Origin of the sequence: Streptomyces sp. Ag82_O1-12 (genome assembly GCF_900182715.1) — a bacterium.
GTDB lineage: Bacteria > Actinomycetota > Actinomycetes > Streptomycetales > Streptomycetaceae > Streptomyces > Streptomyces massasporeus.
The window spans coordinates 5,092,812-5,108,776 of record NZ_FXUW01000001.1 but is presented as its reverse complement, the minus strand read 5'-3'; the positions used below and the strand labels follow the sequence as shown (position 1 = coordinate 5,108,776).

The 15,965-nt window shown below is 70.2% G+C and carries 17 protein-coding genes and 3 tRNA genes; 3 read left to right on the top strand and 17 right to left on the bottom strand.

The window, feature by feature from the left end; genetic code table 11:
- Positions 1 to 28 precede the first annotated feature (28 nt).
- The 8 genes from rplJ to QOL88_RS23505 all read right to left on the bottom strand — a co-directional run bounded on the left by rplJ (position 29) and on the right by QOL88_RS23505 (position 5,587).
- Complete coding sequence (rplJ, locus tag QOL88_RS23540; protein ID WP_030839726.1) at positions 29 to 559, bottom strand: 50S ribosomal protein L10; 531 nt, start codon at positions 557 to 559, stop codon at positions 29 to 31.
- 308 nt (positions 560 to 867) lie between these two features.
- A complete protein-coding gene (locus tag QOL88_RS23535; protein WP_097219219.1) occupies positions 868 to 1,695 on the bottom strand; it encodes an SCO4651 family lipoprotein in 828 nt (275 codons plus the stop codon).
- A 92-nt stretch (positions 1,696 to 1,787) separates the two neighbouring features.
- Entirely contained in the window at positions 1,788 to 2,645 is an 858-nt protein-coding gene (locus QOL88_RS23530; protein WP_097219217.1) for an SCO4651 family lipoprotein, read from the bottom strand.
- Between the two features lie 128 nt (positions 2,646 to 2,773).
- Positions 2,774 to 3,499: a 50S ribosomal protein L1 gene (rplA, locus tag QOL88_RS23525; protein ID WP_097219215.1), complete on the bottom strand. Its 726-nt coding sequence runs from the start codon at positions 3,497 to 3,499 to the stop codon at positions 2,774 to 2,776.
- A 77-nt stretch (positions 3,500 to 3,576) separates the two neighbouring features.
- The gene (gene rplK, locus QOL88_RS23520; RefSeq protein WP_003992325.1) at positions 3,577 to 4,011 is read right to left on the bottom strand and encodes a 50S ribosomal protein L11; all 435 of its coding nucleotides are present in this window, start codon (positions 4,009 to 4,011) and stop codon (positions 3,577 to 3,579) included.
- 166 nt (positions 4,012 to 4,177) lie between these two features.
- On the bottom strand, positions 4,178 to 5,041 hold the full coding sequence (nusG, locus tag QOL88_RS23515; protein WP_097219213.1) for a transcription termination/antitermination protein NusG: 864 nt from the start codon (positions 5,039 to 5,041) through the stop codon (positions 4,178 to 4,180).
- Between the two features lie 80 nt (positions 5,042 to 5,121).
- Entirely contained in the window at positions 5,122 to 5,406 is a 285-nt protein-coding gene (secE, locus tag QOL88_RS23510; RefSeq protein WP_030839741.1) for a preprotein translocase subunit SecE, read from the bottom strand.
- A gap of 108 nt (positions 5,407 to 5,514) precedes the next feature.
- Positions 5,515 to 5,587, bottom strand: a tRNA-Trp gene (locus QOL88_RS23505).
- Between the two features lie 306 nt (positions 5,588 to 5,893).
- On the opposite strand from QOL88_RS23505, the gene QOL88_RS23500 reads away from it, so the two are divergent.
- Positions 5,894 to 7,120 (top strand): pyridoxal phosphate-dependent aminotransferase, encoded by a 1,227-nt coding sequence (locus QOL88_RS23500; RefSeq protein ID WP_031102574.1) that lies wholly within the window; start codon positions 5,894 to 5,896, stop codon positions 7,118 to 7,120.
- A 140-nt stretch (positions 7,121 to 7,260) separates the two neighbouring features.
- On the top strand, positions 7,261 to 8,292 hold the full coding sequence (locus QOL88_RS23495; RefSeq protein ID WP_097219211.1) for an adenosine deaminase: 1,032 nt from the start codon (positions 7,261 to 7,263) through the stop codon (positions 8,290 to 8,292).
- A 438-nt stretch (positions 8,293 to 8,730) separates the two neighbouring features.
- Here the strand turns inward: QOL88_RS23495 and QOL88_RS23490 are convergent, their stop codons facing one another.
- From QOL88_RS23490 to QOL88_RS23450, 9 genes are all read right to left on the bottom strand, one after another.
- Positions 8,731 to 9,786 carry a UDP-N-acetylmuramate dehydrogenase gene (locus QOL88_RS23490; RefSeq protein ID WP_097219209.1) on the bottom strand — a complete coding sequence of 352 codons (1,056 nt, stop codon included), beginning with the start codon at positions 9,784 to 9,786 and terminating at the stop codon, positions 8,731 to 8,733.
- A gap of 97 nt (positions 9,787 to 9,883) precedes the next feature.
- Complete coding sequence (locus tag QOL88_RS23485) at positions 9,884 to 10,264, bottom strand: DUF3291 domain-containing protein (RefSeq protein WP_097219207.1); 381 nt, start codon at positions 10,262 to 10,264, stop codon at positions 9,884 to 9,886.
- Between the two features lie 30 nt (positions 10,265 to 10,294).
- Positions 10,295 to 11,731 carry an MFS transporter gene (locus QOL88_RS23480; protein ID WP_097219205.1) on the bottom strand — a complete coding sequence of 479 codons (1,437 nt, stop codon included), beginning with the start codon at positions 11,729 to 11,731 and terminating at the stop codon, positions 10,295 to 10,297.
- Positions 11,732 to 11,823: 92 nt separating this feature from the next.
- Positions 11,824 to 12,378, bottom strand: coding sequence for a TetR/AcrR family transcriptional regulator (locus QOL88_RS23475; protein ID WP_179878938.1), 555 nt, complete (start codon positions 12,376 to 12,378; stop codon positions 11,824 to 11,826).
- A gap of 169 nt (positions 12,379 to 12,547) precedes the next feature.
- Positions 12,548 to 12,976, bottom strand: a complete 429-nt coding sequence (locus QOL88_RS23470; protein ID WP_097219202.1) for a MaoC family dehydratase — start codon at positions 12,974 to 12,976, stop codon at positions 12,548 to 12,550.
- 8 nt (positions 12,977 to 12,984) lie between these two features.
- Positions 12,985 to 13,437: a MaoC family dehydratase N-terminal domain-containing protein gene (locus QOL88_RS23465; protein ID WP_030839763.1), complete on the bottom strand. Its 453-nt coding sequence runs from the start codon at positions 13,435 to 13,437 to the stop codon at positions 12,985 to 12,987.
- A 100-nt stretch (positions 13,438 to 13,537) separates the two neighbouring features.
- Positions 13,538 to 13,702 carry a 50S ribosomal protein L33 gene (rpmG, locus tag QOL88_RS23460; protein ID WP_003948671.1) on the bottom strand — a complete coding sequence of 55 codons (165 nt, stop codon included), beginning with the start codon at positions 13,700 to 13,702 and terminating at the stop codon, positions 13,538 to 13,540.
- Positions 13,703 to 13,792: 90 nt separating this feature from the next.
- Positions 13,793 to 13,865 (bottom strand) — tRNA-Met (locus tag QOL88_RS23455).
- A gap of 47 nt (positions 13,866 to 13,912) precedes the next feature.
- Positions 13,913 to 13,985 (bottom strand) — tRNA-Thr (locus QOL88_RS23450).
- Positions 13,986 to 14,223: 238 nt separating this feature from the next.
- On the opposite strand from QOL88_RS23450, the gene QOL88_RS23445 reads away from it, so the two are divergent.
- The gene (locus QOL88_RS23445; RefSeq protein ID WP_097219200.1) at positions 14,224 to 15,483 is read left to right on the top strand and encodes an amidohydrolase family protein; all 1,260 of its coding nucleotides are present in this window, start codon (positions 14,224 to 14,226) and stop codon (positions 15,481 to 15,483) included.
- Positions 15,484 to 15,965: the final 482 nt, after the last annotated feature.

Genomic DNA, 15,965 nt, shown 5'->3' with positions numbered 1-15,965 from the left:
GGCAGCGGCGGCCGGGATGCGAGCCGAGTTACTCGGCACCGCCCTGCTCGTCCTGCTTGGCACGGAGCGCGTCCACGGTGCGGACGAGCTTCGAGGGAAGCGCCTGGAAGAGCTGAGCAGCCTGGGACTGCTTGCCCTTGAAGGCACCCGCCAGCTTGGAGAGCAGAACCTCGCGGGACTCGAGGTCCGCAAGCTTCTTGATCTCATCGGCGGACATCGCCTTGCCGTCAAGGACGCCGCCCTTGATGACGAGGTTGGGGTTGTCCTTGGCGAAGTCACGGAGACCCTTCGCCGCCTCGACCGGGTCACCGGTCACGAAGGCGACGGCCGACGAACCCGCAAAGAGGTCGTCCAGCGTCGTGATCCCGGCCTCGTTGGCCGCAATCTTGGTCAGCGTGTTCTTCGCCACACGGTACTGAGCGTTCTCACCGAGTGAACGACGCAGCTGCTGGAGCTGCGCGACGGTGAGACCGGTGTACGCGGTAACGACGGCAGCGTTGGAGTTGCGGAACTTCTCCCGCATCTCCTCGACGGCATCGACCTTGTCAGGCCTCGCCATGAGCCTCGGCCTCCTTCCGGGTGTGTCGGACCGCGCGGACCCGAAGGAGGACTGGGGAAAACGAAACGCCCCGGCGCAAGCGCACGGGGCGTAGCTCGACCGGTTTCACGCACGCACTGAGCGGCGGACTCCGGGAGCTTCTCCAGTGTCACCTGCGCGGGTCGTCCGCCGTTCAGCGGATCCTTCGGCCACCGCGCCCTCTGATGAGCGCGCGGTAACGACCAGCGGTCTTTGGCTTCTGTAGGAGAGTACGGGAACGGATCGCCGTCAAGCAAATCCGCCCGTACGGCTGATCAGCGCGGGGCGGTTCAGCCCTGCTCCATCTCCTTGAACATCTCGCCGAGGTCCGCGACCTCGTTGGCCGGCGGGGCCGTGACGGTGACCGGCTTGTTGTAATCGAGGAAGGTGATGGTCATGTCCATCGGGCCCTTGTCGGCCTGGCCCTTCATGCGGAACTGCTTGGTGTGGTCCTCGCCGTCGACCCACATGTCCATCGTGAGCTTGTCGACGCCCATCTTCTCGTACTGCTTGATGCTCTTCTCGCGCTGCTTGCGGGTCTCCGCCTTGCCGTCCTTGAGCGAGGCGCGCAGGGCGTCGAGGGTGACCGTGCCCGTGTAGTGGGTGGTCTCGACACCTTCGACCTTCTCGCTGCCGACCTTCTTCACGTCCTTGGCGCCCGTGAGGAAGGTGGACTCGGCCGCGGGGTTCTGCTCGGCCTGGCTCGTGGACCCCATCCGGTCCATGTCCTTGGCCGCGTCGGTGCCGGACAGGTCGAACTTCAGCCAGCGCTTGCCGTCCATCCCCTTGGCCATCTCGGCTCCCCCACCGAGGTACATGGCCTTGTCGACGAGACGGATCTCGACGGTCTCACCGGCGCCCTCGTCGGGCGCCTTCATCTTCATGCTCATCGCGATCGTCGGCTTCAGGCGCATGGACGCCTCGCCCTCGACGCGGCCCGACTCCGGGACGGTGCCCTTCATGCGGTACTGGAGGGACGTGATGTCCTCCGTGTTCTTCGCCGCCTTGGCAACGGCCGCCGCGGGCGTCATCTCCGGCGACTCCTCGGAACCGCAGCCGACCGCACCGGCGGCGAGGAGCAGGGCACACAGCCCGGCAGCAGGTATGGATGTCCTCATTGATTCCCCCCAAGGAATACACGCTTGCTTCACAGCAAGGCAGTGAGCGTATCCCAGAGGGGCACAGGTGATCTATCCGAATTGACGGGACCTCAGGGCGTGCCGGTCTGCTTGCGCATCAGGTCCTCGAAGTCCCCGGTGTCGGACCGTGGGGGGCGCTCGGCCCGGACGGTCGCGCCGTAGTCGGCGTAGTGGGCCGTCTGGGTCATCAGGCCCGTGGCCGTCCGTGCCTTCTCGGCCTTCTTCACCAGCAGGTTCCGCTCATCGATCCAGATGTCGACGGTCTCGGTGGTCACACCGGCCTCGGTGAGCTGCTTGCGCAGGCCGGCGTCGGCGATGTCGGCCGCCGCCACGGTGCCGGACCAGTGCGTGGCCGACCGGCCCCGGACGGACTCCTCGCCGACCTTCCTGACGTCGCCGGAGGACAGCAGGAGCTTCACGGACTGGTTGGGCGTGGTGCTGCGCATCCGGTCGCCGAGGTGGCCGCCCGAGCCGCCGGCCAGGGCTTCGAGGTCCTCGTAGGCGTACCGGATCCACCGCTTGCCGCCCGTCTTCTCGGCGAACTTCTCGCCCATGCGCGCGTAGTACGCGTCGGGCAGATAGCGGGCCTCCATCGAGGTGGTGCCGAGCCGGCGCAGGGTGTCAGCCACGGTGCCGCCGGTGTACGTGATGGTGAGGGTGCCGGTGATGCCGTCGTTCCAGCCGAGGGTGCCGTCGGCGGTCATGGACATCAGCGAGCCCATGGTGGTCGTGGACTCGACCCGGGCGGACTCGGCGTGCTCGGTGGCGCGCTCGGCGGAGCGCAGGGCCGCGAGGGTGCGCCCCTGCGGAGCCCGGTCGTCCTGGCCGCCGCCGTCGGAGGAGTCCTGGGACGTGCAGGCGGCCACCCCCGTCAGCGCGGTCGCCACCGCGAGCACCAGGCCCACGCGGCGCACGGTCGAGCCCTGCATACGTCCCCCCGTTCGCATCCGGTTCCCGCACGTTAACCCAGGCCACCGGCGTACGTACCGGAAAAGGGAACGGGCCCCGCACCTGTAAGAGGTGCGGGGCCCGTGACCGGTTGGGTGAGCCGTCAGGCTCAGACCGCAGCCGGGTCCTCCTCGACGAGGAGGTTGCGGGTGCGGTTGGAGTCGACCGGAATGCCGGGGCCCATCGTGGTGCTGATGGCGGCCTTCTTGATGTAGCGACCCTTGGCGGCGGACGGCTTCAGACGGAGGATCTCCTCCAGGGCCGCGCCGTAGTTCTCCACCAGCTTGGTGTCGTCGAACGACGTCTTGCCGATGATGAAGTGCAGGTTCGCGTGCTTGTCGACGCGGAACTCGATCTTGCCGCCCTTGATCTCGGTGACGGCCTTGGTGACGTCGGGGGTGACGGTACCGGTCTTCGGGTTCGGCATCAGACCACGCGGACCGAGCACACGGCCGAGGCGGCCGACCTTGCCCATGAGGTCCGGGGTGGCGACGACGGCGTCGAAGTCCAGACGGCCCTTCGACACCTCGTCGATCAGCTCGTCGGCGCCGACGATGTCGGCGCCCGCGGCACGCGCGGCCTCGGCACGGTCACCGGTCGCGAAGACCAGGACCCGGGCGGTCTTACCGGTGCCGTGCGGAAGGTTCACGGTGCCACGGACCATCTGGTCGGCCTTGCGCGGGTCGACACCCAGGCGGAAGGCGACCTCGACGGTGCTGTCGAACTTGGTCGTGGAGGTGTCCTTGGCGAGACGGACGGCCTCGAGCGGGGCGTAGAGCTTCTCCCGGTCGACCTTGGCGTCCGCAGCGCGAAGGGACTTGCTGCGCTTGCTCACTACTGCTCCTGTGGATTCTTAGGAGTCGTGGTCCGGGCCGAGCAGGCCCCGCCACTACTGCTGGTGGTGGTTGGGGCTCAGCCCTCGACCGTGACGCCCATGGAGCGGGCGGTGCCGGCGATGATCTTCTCGGCGGCGTCCAGGTCGTTGGCGTTGAGGTCGGGCATCTTGGTCGTGGCGATCTCGCGGACCTGGTCACGCGTGATCTTCGCGACCTTGGTCTTGTGCGGCTCGCCGGAGCCCTTCTCGATGCCCGCGGCCTTCAGGATCATCTTCGCGGCCGGCGGCGTCTTGGTGATGAAGGTGAAGGAACGGTCCTCGTAGACCGTGATCTCCACCGGGATCACCCAGCCACGCTGCGACTCGGTCGCGGCGTTGTAGGCCTTGCAGAACTCCATGATGTTCACGCCGTGCTGACCCAGCGCGGGGCCGACCGGCGGGGCCGGGTTGGCGGCACCGGCCTGGATCTGGAGCTTGATGAGCCCCGTGACCTTCTTCTTCTTGGGAGGCATAGCTCTCCGGGTCCTTTCGATTCGGGTCCTGCCTGCGTACGGGGACCACCCGGACGCAGGCATACCGCACAACGATAACGGGTATAGATGCGCGGCCAAAAACCGCGCAGGTCAGGCGGACGCTCGAGCGATCGCCTGACCTGCGCGGAAGCGGTGAATCCGGAAGTCAGTTCTTCTGGATCTGGTCGAAGGAGAGCTCGACCGGCGTCTCGCGGCCGAAGATCTCGACGAGGCCCTTGACCTTCTTCGAGTCCGGGTTGATCTCGTTGATGGTCGCCTGCAGCGTGGCGAACGGGCCGTCGGTGACGGTGACCGAGTCGCCGACCTCGAAGTCCAGCACCTGGACCTCGACCTTGCGCTGCGGAGCCGGCTTGCCCTCGGCCTCGGCGGCCTCGCGGGCGGCCTTCTCCTCGGCCTCGGGGGCGAGCATCTTGACGATCTCGTCCAGGGTCAGCGGGTACGGGTCGTAGGCGTTGCCCACGAAGCCGGTGACGCCGGGGGTGTTGCGGACGACGCCCCAGGACTCGTTCGTCAGGTCCATGCGGACGAGGACGTAGCCCGGGAGCTTGTTCTGCTTGATCGTCTTGCGGTCGCCGTTCTTGATCTGGACGACCTCTTCCTGCGGCACCTCGGCCTGGAAGATGTAGTCCTCGACGTTCAGCGAGACGGCGCGCTGCTCCAGGTTGGTCTTCACGCGGTTCTCGTAGCCGGCGTAGGTGTGGATGACGTACCACTCGCCGGGCAAAACCCGCAGTTCCTCGCGGAGCTTCTCGATCGGGTCGCGGTCGTCCTCGGGCTCTTCCTCGAGTTCTTCCGCGGCCTCTTCGGCGTCCTCGGTCTCCGCCTCGGCGGCGTCTCCCGCGGCCTCTTCGGCGTCCTCGGTCTCCGTCTCGGCGGCGTCGTCCGCGACGGCGTCGGCAGCCTCGGCGGAGGCCTCGGTGTCCTCGCTGTCCGCACCCTCGACGATGTCGAGCTCGTCCTCGACGGACTCGACAGGCTCGATGGCGTCGTTCACGTTCGGGTCAGACACGGTGGCTGCTTCTTCCTGGATACATGGGGGTGGAACATGCGAAAGGAGCGCCGGGTACCTCGGCGCTCTTCGCGGACTGCTCAGCCGAACACGTACTTGGCGGCGTTGCTGAGCCCATAGTCAATCACGGTGACCAGGCCGATCATGATGACGACAAAGATGATCACCACGGTCGTGTAGGTCGTCAGCTGGTTGCGCGTCGGCCAGACGACCTTGCGCAGTTCCGCGACGATCTGACGGTAGAAGAGGGCGAGCCGCTTCAGCGGGCCCTTCTTGCCGCGCTTGCCGCCCTTGCGAGTCTTCTTGGACTCCGGCGCCTCGTCCTGGGCATCAGGCATGTCGATGGAGCCCACGGCGTCCGTCACTCGTCCTCACCTGATTCCGGGTCGTGGCCGTGCCGCGCCCGGTCTGAGCCGCACGGCGGTGCATTGCTGTACGTACATGCGCACACATCCTGGCGAAGGTGTGTGTAGCAGGGCCGGAGGGACTTGAACCCCCAACCGCTGGTTTTGGAGACCAGTGCTCTACCAATTGAGCTACGACCCTTTGTGTGTCCCCCAACGTACCGCATCCATCCGAATGCTTGGTGTGCACCGAACGGGCGCGGCCTGCGAGAGGCCAACGAGGTGTGAGTGTACGTGCTCGGCGGCCGGTCGTCGAACAGAAAGGGCCCGCGGCAGGGCTCGTTGGCGCGAGATCGCCTCCGCAACCGGGGGCGGACTGACGTGAAGGCGCTGAAGATCGCCCAGGCCGTGCGGGGGATCCGCACGGTTGTTCAAGGGTTTGCCCGACGTTGTTCAGTCTGTGAAACCCCCGTGCCGCGCGCGTTTCCGGTCTGAAACGATGGGGCCCATGAGCGCTGCAACCCCTCCCACCGAGCGCCGGGTCTCCGCCCGAGTCGGCGCGATCTCCGAGTCCGCCACCCTCGCCGTGGACGCCAAGGCCAAGGCCCTCAAGGCCGCAGGGCGGCCGGTGATCGGCTTCGGCGCCGGTGAGCCCGACTTCCCCACCCCGGACTACATCGTCGAGGCCGCGATCGAGGCCTGCAAGAACCCGAAGTTCCACCGCTACACGCCGGCCGGCGGCCTGCCCGAGCTGAAGGCCGCCATCGCCGCGAAGACGCTGCGGGACTCCGGCTACGAGCCCGACGTGTCGCAGATCCTGGTCACCAACGGTGGCAAGCAGGCCATCTACGAGGCCTTCGCCGCGATCCTCGACCCGGGCGACGAGGTCATCGTGCCCGCGCCGTACTGGACGACGTACCCGGAGTCGATCCGGCTGGCCGGGGGCGTCCCGGTGGAGGTCGTCGCCGACGAGACGACCGGCTACCGGGTGTCCGTCGAGCAGCTGGAGGCGGCGCGCACGGAGAAGACGAAGGTCGTCCTCTTCGTCTCACCGTCCAACCCGACCGGCGCGGTCTACAGCGAGCAGGAGACCGAGGCCATCGGCCGCTGGGCCGTCGAGCACGGCCTGTGGGTGATGACCGACGAGATCTACGAGCACCTCGTCTACGGCGGCGCCTCCGCCGTGTCGCTGCCGGCGGTGCTGCCGGAGCTGCGCGACAAGTGCGTCGTGGTCAACGGTGTCGCGAAGACGTACGCGATGACGGGCTGGCGTGTCGGGTGGATCATCGGCCCGAAGGACGTCGTCAAGGCGGCGACCAACCTGCAGTCGCACGCCACGTCGAACGTGTCCAACGTCGCCCAGGCGGCCGCGCTGGCCGCCGTCTCCGGTGAGCTGGACGCCGTCGCGAAGATGCGTGAGGCGTTCGACCGGCGGCGCAAGACCATCGTGCGGATGCTGAACGAGATCGACGGCGTGGTGTGCCCGGAGCCGGAGGGTGCGTTCTACGCCTACCCGTCGGTGAAGGCCCTGGTCGGCAAGGAGATCCGGGGCCGGCGGCCCAAGGACACGGTCGAGCTCGCCGCGCTGATCCTGGAGGAGTCCGAGGTCGCGGTGGTGCCGGGTGAGGCGTTCGGTACGCCCGGGTACCTGCGGCTGTCGTACGCCCTGGGTGACGAGGATCTGGTCGAGGGCGTGAGCCGGATCCAGAAGCTGCTGGCGGAGGCCAGGGACTGATCCAGCCTACTCACGTGAGTAGTTTGGAGCGGGCCGTTCCCCTTGCGGGGGCGGCCCGCTTTGTCGTGTGCGCATGCGAGCAAGACCACGTTCGGGGAAAACGCTGTCGGGACTGCTGGGGCATGCGGCAGGATCCTGGGATGGAGCGTGAACGTGATGTCTCTGAACTGCCGAAAGCCCATCTTCACCTGCACTTCACCGGGTCGATGCGCCCCTCGACCGTGCTGGAACTGGCCGACAAGCACGGGGTGCGGTTGCCCGACGCGCTGACCGAGGCCCTGGCCGGCGGGGAGCCACCCAGTCTGCGGGCGACGGACGAGCGGGGTTGGTTCCGCTTCCAGCGGCTGTACGACGCGGCGCGCTCGTGCCTGCGGGAGCCGGAGGACATCCAGCGGCTGGTGCGGGAGGCCGCGGAGGAGGACGTGCGGGACGGGTCGGGGTGGCTGGAGATCCAGGTCGACCCGACGTCGTACGCGCCGCGGCTGGGCGGGCTGATTCCGGCGCTGGAGATCATCCTGGACGCGGTGGAGACGACGTCGCGGGAGACCGGGCTGGGGATGCGGGTGCTGGTCGCGGCGAACCGGATGAAGCATCCGCTGGACGCGCGGACGCTGGCGCGGCTGGCGACGCGGTACGCGGACCGGGGGGTCGTCGGGTTCGGGCTGTCGAACGACGAGCGTCGGGGGATGGCGCGGGACTTCGACCGGGCGTTCGGGATCGCGCGTGAGGCCGGGTTGCTGTCGGCGCCGCACGGGGGTGAGCTCGCGGGACCGTCGTCGGTGCGGGACTGCCTGGACGACCTGGGGGCGAACCGGGTGGGGCACGGGGTGCGGGCGGCGGAGGATCCGCGGCTGATGAAGCGGCTGGCGGACCGGCAGGTGACGTGCGAGGTGTGTCCGGCGTCGAACGTGGCGCTGGGGGTGTACGAGAAGCCGGAGGACGTGCCGCTGCGGACGCTGTTCGAGGCGGGGGTGCCGTTGGCGCTGGGCGCGGACGATCCGTTGCTGTTCGGGTCGCGTCTTGCCGCGCAGTACGAGATCGCGCGGCGGTATCACGGGTTCACGGACGCTGAGCTGGCGGAGGTGGCCCGGCAGTCGGTCCGGGGGTCGGCGGCGCCTGAGGGTGTGAAGACGAAGCTGTTGTCGGGGGTGGACGACTGGTTGGCGTCGTAGCTCGTGTCCTCGCCTGCGCCGGGTGGGGGGCGGGGCCGCGCCTGCGCCGAGTGGGGGCGGGGCCGCGCCTGCGCCGAGTGGGGCGGGGCCGCGCCTGCGCCGGGTGGGGGGGCGGGGCCGCCTGCGCCGGGTGGTGGGTCGGGGCCGCGCCGGGGGGTGTCCGTCCTCGGAACGGCGCGATGGGGTCGGACGCCGACTGACTGCTCGTTGACGCGCCAACCGCTGCGGGCGGACACCCCCCGACACGGCCCCTTCTCGCCGTACGCGGGTGCGGGCCGCCCCCGCTGCGGGCATGCGTGCCGCTAGGGGCGGCACGGGTGGGCGCAGCGGCACCCCGCTACGCCGGGCTGCGGACCCACCCGGCCTCAGCACCGACGCAGCGGCACCTCCCGACGCCGGGTCGCGGATCCACCCGGCCTCAGGACCCGCGCCGGGTGCCTACAGGCTGACTCCGACCGTCACCGGCTCGTTGACCAGGGTGATTCCGAAGGCCTCGCGGACTCCGGCCACGACCTCGCGGGCCAGGGCGAGGAGATCCTCGGTGGTCGCACTCCCCCGGTTCGTGAGCGCCAGCGTGTGCTTCGTGGAGATGCGGGCCGGACCGTCGCCGTAGCCCTTGGTGAAGCCGGACTTGTCGATCAGCCAGGCCGCGGAGGTCTTGGTGCGGCCCTCACCGGCCGGGTACGCGGGAGGCTCCACCCCGTCGCCGAGCCGCTCACGCACGCGGGCGCGGAACGCCGCGAAGTCCGTGTCCGTGAGGATCGGGTTGGTGAAGAAGGAGCCGGCCGACCAGGTGTCGTGGTCCTCGGGGTCGAGGACCATGCCCTTGCCGGCACGCAGCTTGAGCACCGTTTCGCGGGCCGAGGTGAGGGGGACGCGGTCGCCCGCTTCCACCCCGAGGGCCCGGGCCGTCTCGGCGTAGCGGAGGGGCGCGGAGAGGCCCTCGGCGTCCTCCAGGGAGAAGCGCACGCGCAGGACCACGTAGCGCTCGGGGTCGGACTTGAAGCGGCTGTGGCGATAGGAGAAGGCGCAGTCCTCGTTCGCCAGGGTGACCGTCTCGCCGGTGCTGCGGTCGTAGGCGACGACCTCGGTGATCGTCGAGGAGACCTCCTGGCCGTACGCCCCGACGTTCTGGATGGGGGTCGCGCCCGCCGAGCCGGGGATGCCGGCCAGGCACTCGATGCCGGCCAGGCCCGCCTCGACCGTGCGGGCGACGGCGTCGGTCCAGACCTCGCCGGCCGCGAGCTCCAGGTTCGTGCCGTCGAGGGAGTAGCCCTTGGTGGCGAGGACGAGGGCGGTGCCCTCGAAGCCCTTGTCGCCGATGACCAGGTTCGAGCCGCCGCCGATGAGCAGCAGCGGGGTGCCCGCCTCGTCGGCTTCCCGGACGGCGGCGATCACCTCGTCGTCCGTCGTCGCGGTGACCAGCCGGGTCGCGGGGCCGCCCAGCCGGAAGGTCGTCAGCGGGGCGAGGGGGGCGTCGTGGAGTTCCTGCACGGGCTCAAGAGTACGAGACGGCACCGACAGGGCCGGGCACGCGTACGGGCGGCCCCGTTCCGCGGGGGAGCGGGGCCGCACGCGCGCGTGGTGGCTGTCAGGGCAGCCGGCGGAGTGCCTCGGACCAGGAGATGGGGAGGTCCTCGCTGCTCGCCTGCCAGGTGGTGAAGGCCGAGTCCCTCATGTGCGGGGCGAGGCCCCGGGAGGAGGGGCCGTGGGCACCCGCGCGAACGAAGGCATGGAGCGCGTCCTTGGACTCCCAGGCGGACAGGGTCCAGAAGGTCCGCTTCAACGGCTTCGCCTTCAGGGTCGCCCCGTAGGCGCCGGGGCTCCGGCGGACCTGCCGCCAGACGGCGGGCGTCCCGGCGAGGAACTTCAGGGCGCCCCACAGCGTGCGGGTCTCGAAGCGGGAGGCGAAGACGTGCACCTCGGTGTCGCGGGGCGGGGTGTTCGGGACGGTCCAGGGAAGGGTGGGCATGCCGCTTCTCCTTGTTCGGGTCCTTCGGGGTCAGTGGGCGGCCGTCTCCAGCACCGGTGCCTGTGCGCCCGGGTCCTCCTGCCGTTCCGTGCGCCGCCGGGTCGGTATCAGCAGGGCGGCGATGCCGGCGAGGGCGACCACCGCGGAGCCCGTCACCAGGGCGGGCCGCATGCCGTCGACGAAGGTCTGGCCGGTCTCGTAGCCGCCCTGGGCGGCGAAGATCGACGCCATGACGGCGATGCCGAGCGCCCCGCCCACCTCGCGCAGCGCGTTGTTGGCCCCGGAGGCGATGCCCTGCTCCGACGACCGCACGCTGGACATCACCAGGTGCGAAGCGGGGGCGAAGTACAGCGCCATGCCGATGCCGCTGACGATCAGGGCGGGCAGTTGCGAGCCGTAGGAGGCGTCGGTCGTGGCCACCACCGCCATGTAGCCGAGGCCGAGGGCCTGCAGGAAGAGGCCCGTGGCGACGACCGGGCGGCCGCCGATGCGGTCGGCCAGGATGCCGGCGATGGGGGCGACCAGCATCGGCATACCGGTCCAGGGCAGCATCCTGAGGCCCGCCTCGGTGGGCGAGTAGCCGAGGACGCCCTGCATGTACTGGCTGAGCAGGAAGATCGAGCCGAACATGCCGAGGAACATCAGCAGGCTCGCCGCGTTGATGCCGGCGAAGGCACGGGAGCGGAACAGCCGCATCGGGAGCATGGGGTTCTTGGCGCGGGTGCTGTAGAGGATGAAGCCGGCGAGCAGCGCGGCACCCGCGAACAGGCCCGTCAGCACGAGGGATCCGGTCCAGCCGTCGACGGGGCCGCGGACCAGGCCGTAGACGATGCCGAAGAGGCCGCCGCTGGCGAGCAGGGTGCCGGGGACGTCGAGCGGGGCTCCGGTGCCGTGGGACTCGGCGAGGCGCAGCCGGGCGAGCGGCAGCAGGGCCAGGCCCAGCGGGACGTTCAGCCAGAAGATCCATTGCCAGGAGATGTGTTCGGTGAGGGTGCCGCCGACGAGCGGCCCGGAGGCGACGGCGAGTCCGTTGACGGCGCCCCAGATGCCGTAGGCCATGCCGCGCTTGGCGACGGGCACGGCGGCGGTCAGCAGGGTGAGCGTCAGCGGCATCATCACGGCCGCGCCGACGCCCTGGATCGCGCGGGCGGCGATGAGGGAGTCGATGCCGGGCGCCATGGCCGCGGCGGCGGAGGCGCCGGTGAAGACGGCGAGTCCGGCGATGAACAGCCGGCGGCGGCCGAAGCGGTCGCCTAGGGCCGCGCCGAACATCAGCAGGACGGCGAAGGTGAGCGTGTAGGCGCTCACGGTCCATTCCAGGTCGTGCAGTCCGCCGCCGAGGTCCTCGCGGATGGAGGGCAGGGCGGTGGTGACGACGAGGTTGTCGAGGGCCGCCATGAATCCGGCGACGCTGGTGATGACGAGGGCCCAGGCGGCTCCCCCGCGACGTGCGGTCTGCTGTGACATCGCTCCCCCATGGAGTGTGTGCCGTGATCAATTAGTTATTGATTACTAACTTTCGAGGTCATGAAGAGGGCCTGACTCCCCGCCCTGACATGTCAGCTGTCGAACTCCGGCGGGGCCAGCCCCGCCCAGACCCGGTGATCGTCCGGGAAGCCCATGGCCACCAGGCAGTTGATGAGCATGCCCTGGGCGAGGAAGGTCGTCGTCTCGTGGGCGTCGGCGCCGAGCGGCAGGTGGATGGTGTCCCACAGTCGCATCCAGCCCGTGCGTACGGCTTCCCCGAACTCGCGGTCCCCTTCTTCCTCCGCGGCCGCCACGGCGAGGTACATCTGCATCTGCATCATCAGCAGATCGGGCTGCTCGGAGATGGCCTCGACGTACGCATCGCCCATGGCGCGGCGGGCCTCTTCGCCCTCCAGCCCCTCAGCCGCCTCGGCGAACATCCGGATGGTGTCCTCGACGCACCGCTCGGCCGCCGCCAGGAAGATCGCCTTCTTGCCCGGGAAGAGGCGGAAGAGATACGGCTGCGAGACGCCGACCCGGCGGGCGATCGCCTCGGTCGAAGTGCCGTGGTAACCGCCGCGGGCGAACTCCGTCGTCGCGGCCCGGATGACGCTCTCGCGCCGCTCTTCCGCACTCATCCTTGCCATGCATTAGAAGTTAGTGCTCAATCACTAACTAAGTCAAGCGGGCGACGAGCTGTGCATGCGTGCGATGCGTTGAGGGGGTCACTCCACACGTGATGCGTTGAGGGAGTCACTCCACACGTAAGGGGCGCCCCTCCATGGAGAGCGCCCCTTACAGCGTGTCGCGGCCGTGTCAGGCCAGTCGCACGACGGCCCTGGACATGCCCAGCACCTTCTGCCCGGCGCAGGTCGCGGTCAGGTCCACGCGAACGGTGTTGTCGTCGAGCAGGACGGCAACCTTGCCGGCCACCTCGATCACGGCGCCCTGGTCGTCGTTCGGGACGACGACGGGCTTGGTGAAGCGGACGCCGTACTCGACGACCGCGCCCGGGTCGCCGGTCCAGTCGGTGACCACGCGGATCGCTTCGGCCATGGTGAACATGCCGTGCGCGATGACGTCGGGCAGGCCGACCTCCTTGGCGAACTTCTCGTTCCAGTGGATCGGGTTGAAGTCGCCGGAGGCGCCCGCGTACCGGACGAGGGTGTCGCGGGTCACGGGGAAGGTCTGCGCGGGCAGTTCGGTGCCGACCTCGACGTCGGAGTAGGAGATCTTCGCGGTCATGGGGTCGCTCACGCCTCCTCGGCCGCACGGGCCACGAGCTTGGTCCAGGCGGTCACGACGTGCTCGCCGGCCTCGTCGTGGACCTCGCCGCGGATGTCCACGATGTCGTTGCCCGCGAGGGACTTGATCGCCTCGATGGTCGAGGTGACCGTGAGCCGGTCGCCGGCGCGGACCGGGCGGCGGTAGGCGAACTTCTGGTCGCCGTGCACCACGCGGCTGTAGTCCAGGCCGAGCTGCGGGTCCTGGACGACCTCGCCGGCGGCCTTGAAGGTGATCGCGAAGACGAAGGTCGGCGGGGCGATCACGTCGGGGTGACCGAGTGCCTTGGCGGCCTCCGCGTCCGTGTACGCCGGATTGGCGTCCCCGACCGCCTCGGCGAACTCACGGATCTTCTCCCGGCCCACCTCGTAGGGCGCGGTGGGCGGGTACGTCCGCCCCACGAAGGACTGGTCGAGCGCCATGGCTCGGTACCTCCTGGTAGCTCTACTGACCGGTACGGGTCCCTCAACGACGCGAGGCCGCCCCCGATCTCTCGGGAACGGCCTCGTGTACGAGCCTGAATTATCGCGTTTCGCGGTGCGCGGTGTGCGCGTTGCAACGCGGGCAGTGCTTCTTCATCTCAAGACGATCCGGGTTGTTACGCCGGTTCTTCTTGGTGATGTAGTTCCGCTCCTTGCACTCCACGCAGGCCAGCGTGATCTTCGGGCGGACGTCGGTGGCAGCCACGTGAGTGCTCCTAAGACGAACGGATGGACTTATTCAACGCAAGCAAGAGTAGCCGATCGAAGGACCGACCCCGCAATCGGCTACTGTCAGTAGCGGTGACCGGACTTGAACCGGTGACACAGCGATTATGAGCCGCTTGCTCTACCGACTGAGCTACACCGCTTTGATGTGGTCCGGACCCCGTCTCGCGACGGGAGCCAGTCACACCAGAGCCCCAAAACGGAATCGAACCGTTGACCTTCTCCTTACCATGGAGACGCTCTGCCGACTGAGCTATTGGGGCGAGCGATGAAGACATTACACGCTCCGCCGCCGTTCACCCAAATCCGTTTCGAGGCACCCGGTCCGGGCGCCCGGACCGTCCTCCCGGCAGCCCCGCGGGGCGCCTCCCGCCCCGCGAGCGGACCACGCCGGTACGACTATTGCGCTCCTCCCGGCCACGGACGGGAGGCCGTCCTAGGCTCGTCTCACTCTGCGTGATCACGCGTCCTCCCGCGCGCAGCCCGAGCCCCTGGAGTGCGATGCCCGACAGCCGGCCGCAGCCCCCACCGCCCCCGTCGTCCTCGCCCGGCCCGGCCGACCCGTCCTCGCTGCTGCTGTGCGGAGCGCGGCTCACCGACGGCCGGACCGTGGACGTACGGCTGGGCGGCGGGCGCATCGAGGCGGTCGGCACGACCGGCAGCCTGGGAGCGGGCGGCACGCGCGCGTGCCGGGCACGGGTGGACCTCAGCGGCTATCTGCTGCTGCCGGCCCCCGCCGAGCCGCACGCCCACGCCGACACCGCCCTGTCGGCCGACGCCGAAGGTCCTGTCTCCTACGAACCGCAGGACGTGCAGCGCCGGGCGACGGAGGCCGCGCTGCTCCAGCTCGGGCACGGGGCGACGGCGATGCGGGCGCACGTACGCGTGGGGGACGTCCAGGGGCTGGGCGCGCTGACGGCCGTGCTGCGGGCGCGGCGGTCGCTGCGCGGACTGGCGGAGCTGACGACGGTGGCGATGCCCCGGGTGCTGACCGGGGTCGCCGGCGCGGACGGGCTGGCGATGCTGCGGGACGCGGTGAAGATGGGCGCCTCGGTGGTGGGCGGGCGGCCGGACCTCGACCCGGATCCGACGGGGTACGTGGAGGCGGTCCTGGAGATGGCCTCCGAGCACGGCTGCCCGGTCGACCTGCACACGGACGCCGGCGACCCGGCCCGACTGGCCCGGCTCGCGGCGATGGCGGGCGGACTGCGCCCCGGCGTGACCCTGAGCCCGTGCGGCGACCTCGGTCGGCTGCCCTCCGAGGTGGCCTCGCGGACGGCCGATCAACTCGCGGCTGCCGGAGTGGCGGTGGTGTGCCTGCCGCAGGGCGGCTGCGGCGGCGTCGACCGTCGGGGGGCGGCTCCGGTACGGCTGCTGCGCGCGGCCGGGGTGCGGGTGGCCGCCGGGAGCGGTGCACTGCGGGACGTGTCCAACCCGGTGGGGCGTGGCGACCCGCTGGAGGCGGCCTTCCTGCTGGCCTCGCGCTACGGCCTGCCTCCCGAGGAGGCGTACGACGCGGTGAGCGCGTCGGCGCGGGCGGTGCTGGGGCTGCCCGAGGTGCGGGTGGAGGCGGGATTCCCGGCCGAGTTGCTCGCGGTGCGCGGGGAGCGGCTCGCGGGGGTGCTGTCGCTGGCGTACAGCCGGATTGTGGTGCACCAGGGGCGCGTGGTGGCGCGGACCAGCGCGGTGCGGGAGTACTGCAGTTCGGCGTCTTCGGCGGAGCTGGGGCTGCCGCGGCAGGGGCGGGGTGACGTGCCGTAGGGGCGGGGGGCGGGGGGGCGGGAGCGGGCGGAGCGCTGTTGGGCATGCGGTGGGGGCGGGGCCGGAGTGCCGTGGGCCTGCGGCGTTTTGTGGGCGGGGAGTCGTAGCGCCCGCGGCGGGGGCGGGGCGAAGTGCCGTGGGACGGGTGGCGTGGTGTGAGCGGAGAGTCGTAGCGCCCGCGGCGGGGGCGGGGCGAAGTGCCGTGGGACGGGTGGCGTGGTGTGGGCGGAGAGCCGTAGCGCCTGCGGCGGGGGCGGGGCGAAGTGCCGTGGGACGGGTGGCGTGGTGTGGGCGGAGAGCCGTAGCGCCTGCGGCGGGGGCGGGGCGAAGTGCCGTGGGACGGGTGGCGTGGGTGTGGGCGGAGAGTCGTAGCGCCTGCGGCGGGGGCGGGGCGAAGTGCCGTGGGACGGGTGGCGTGGTGTGAGCGGAGAGTCGTCGCACCCGCGGCGGGGGCGGGGCGAAGTGCCGAGGGATGGGTGGCG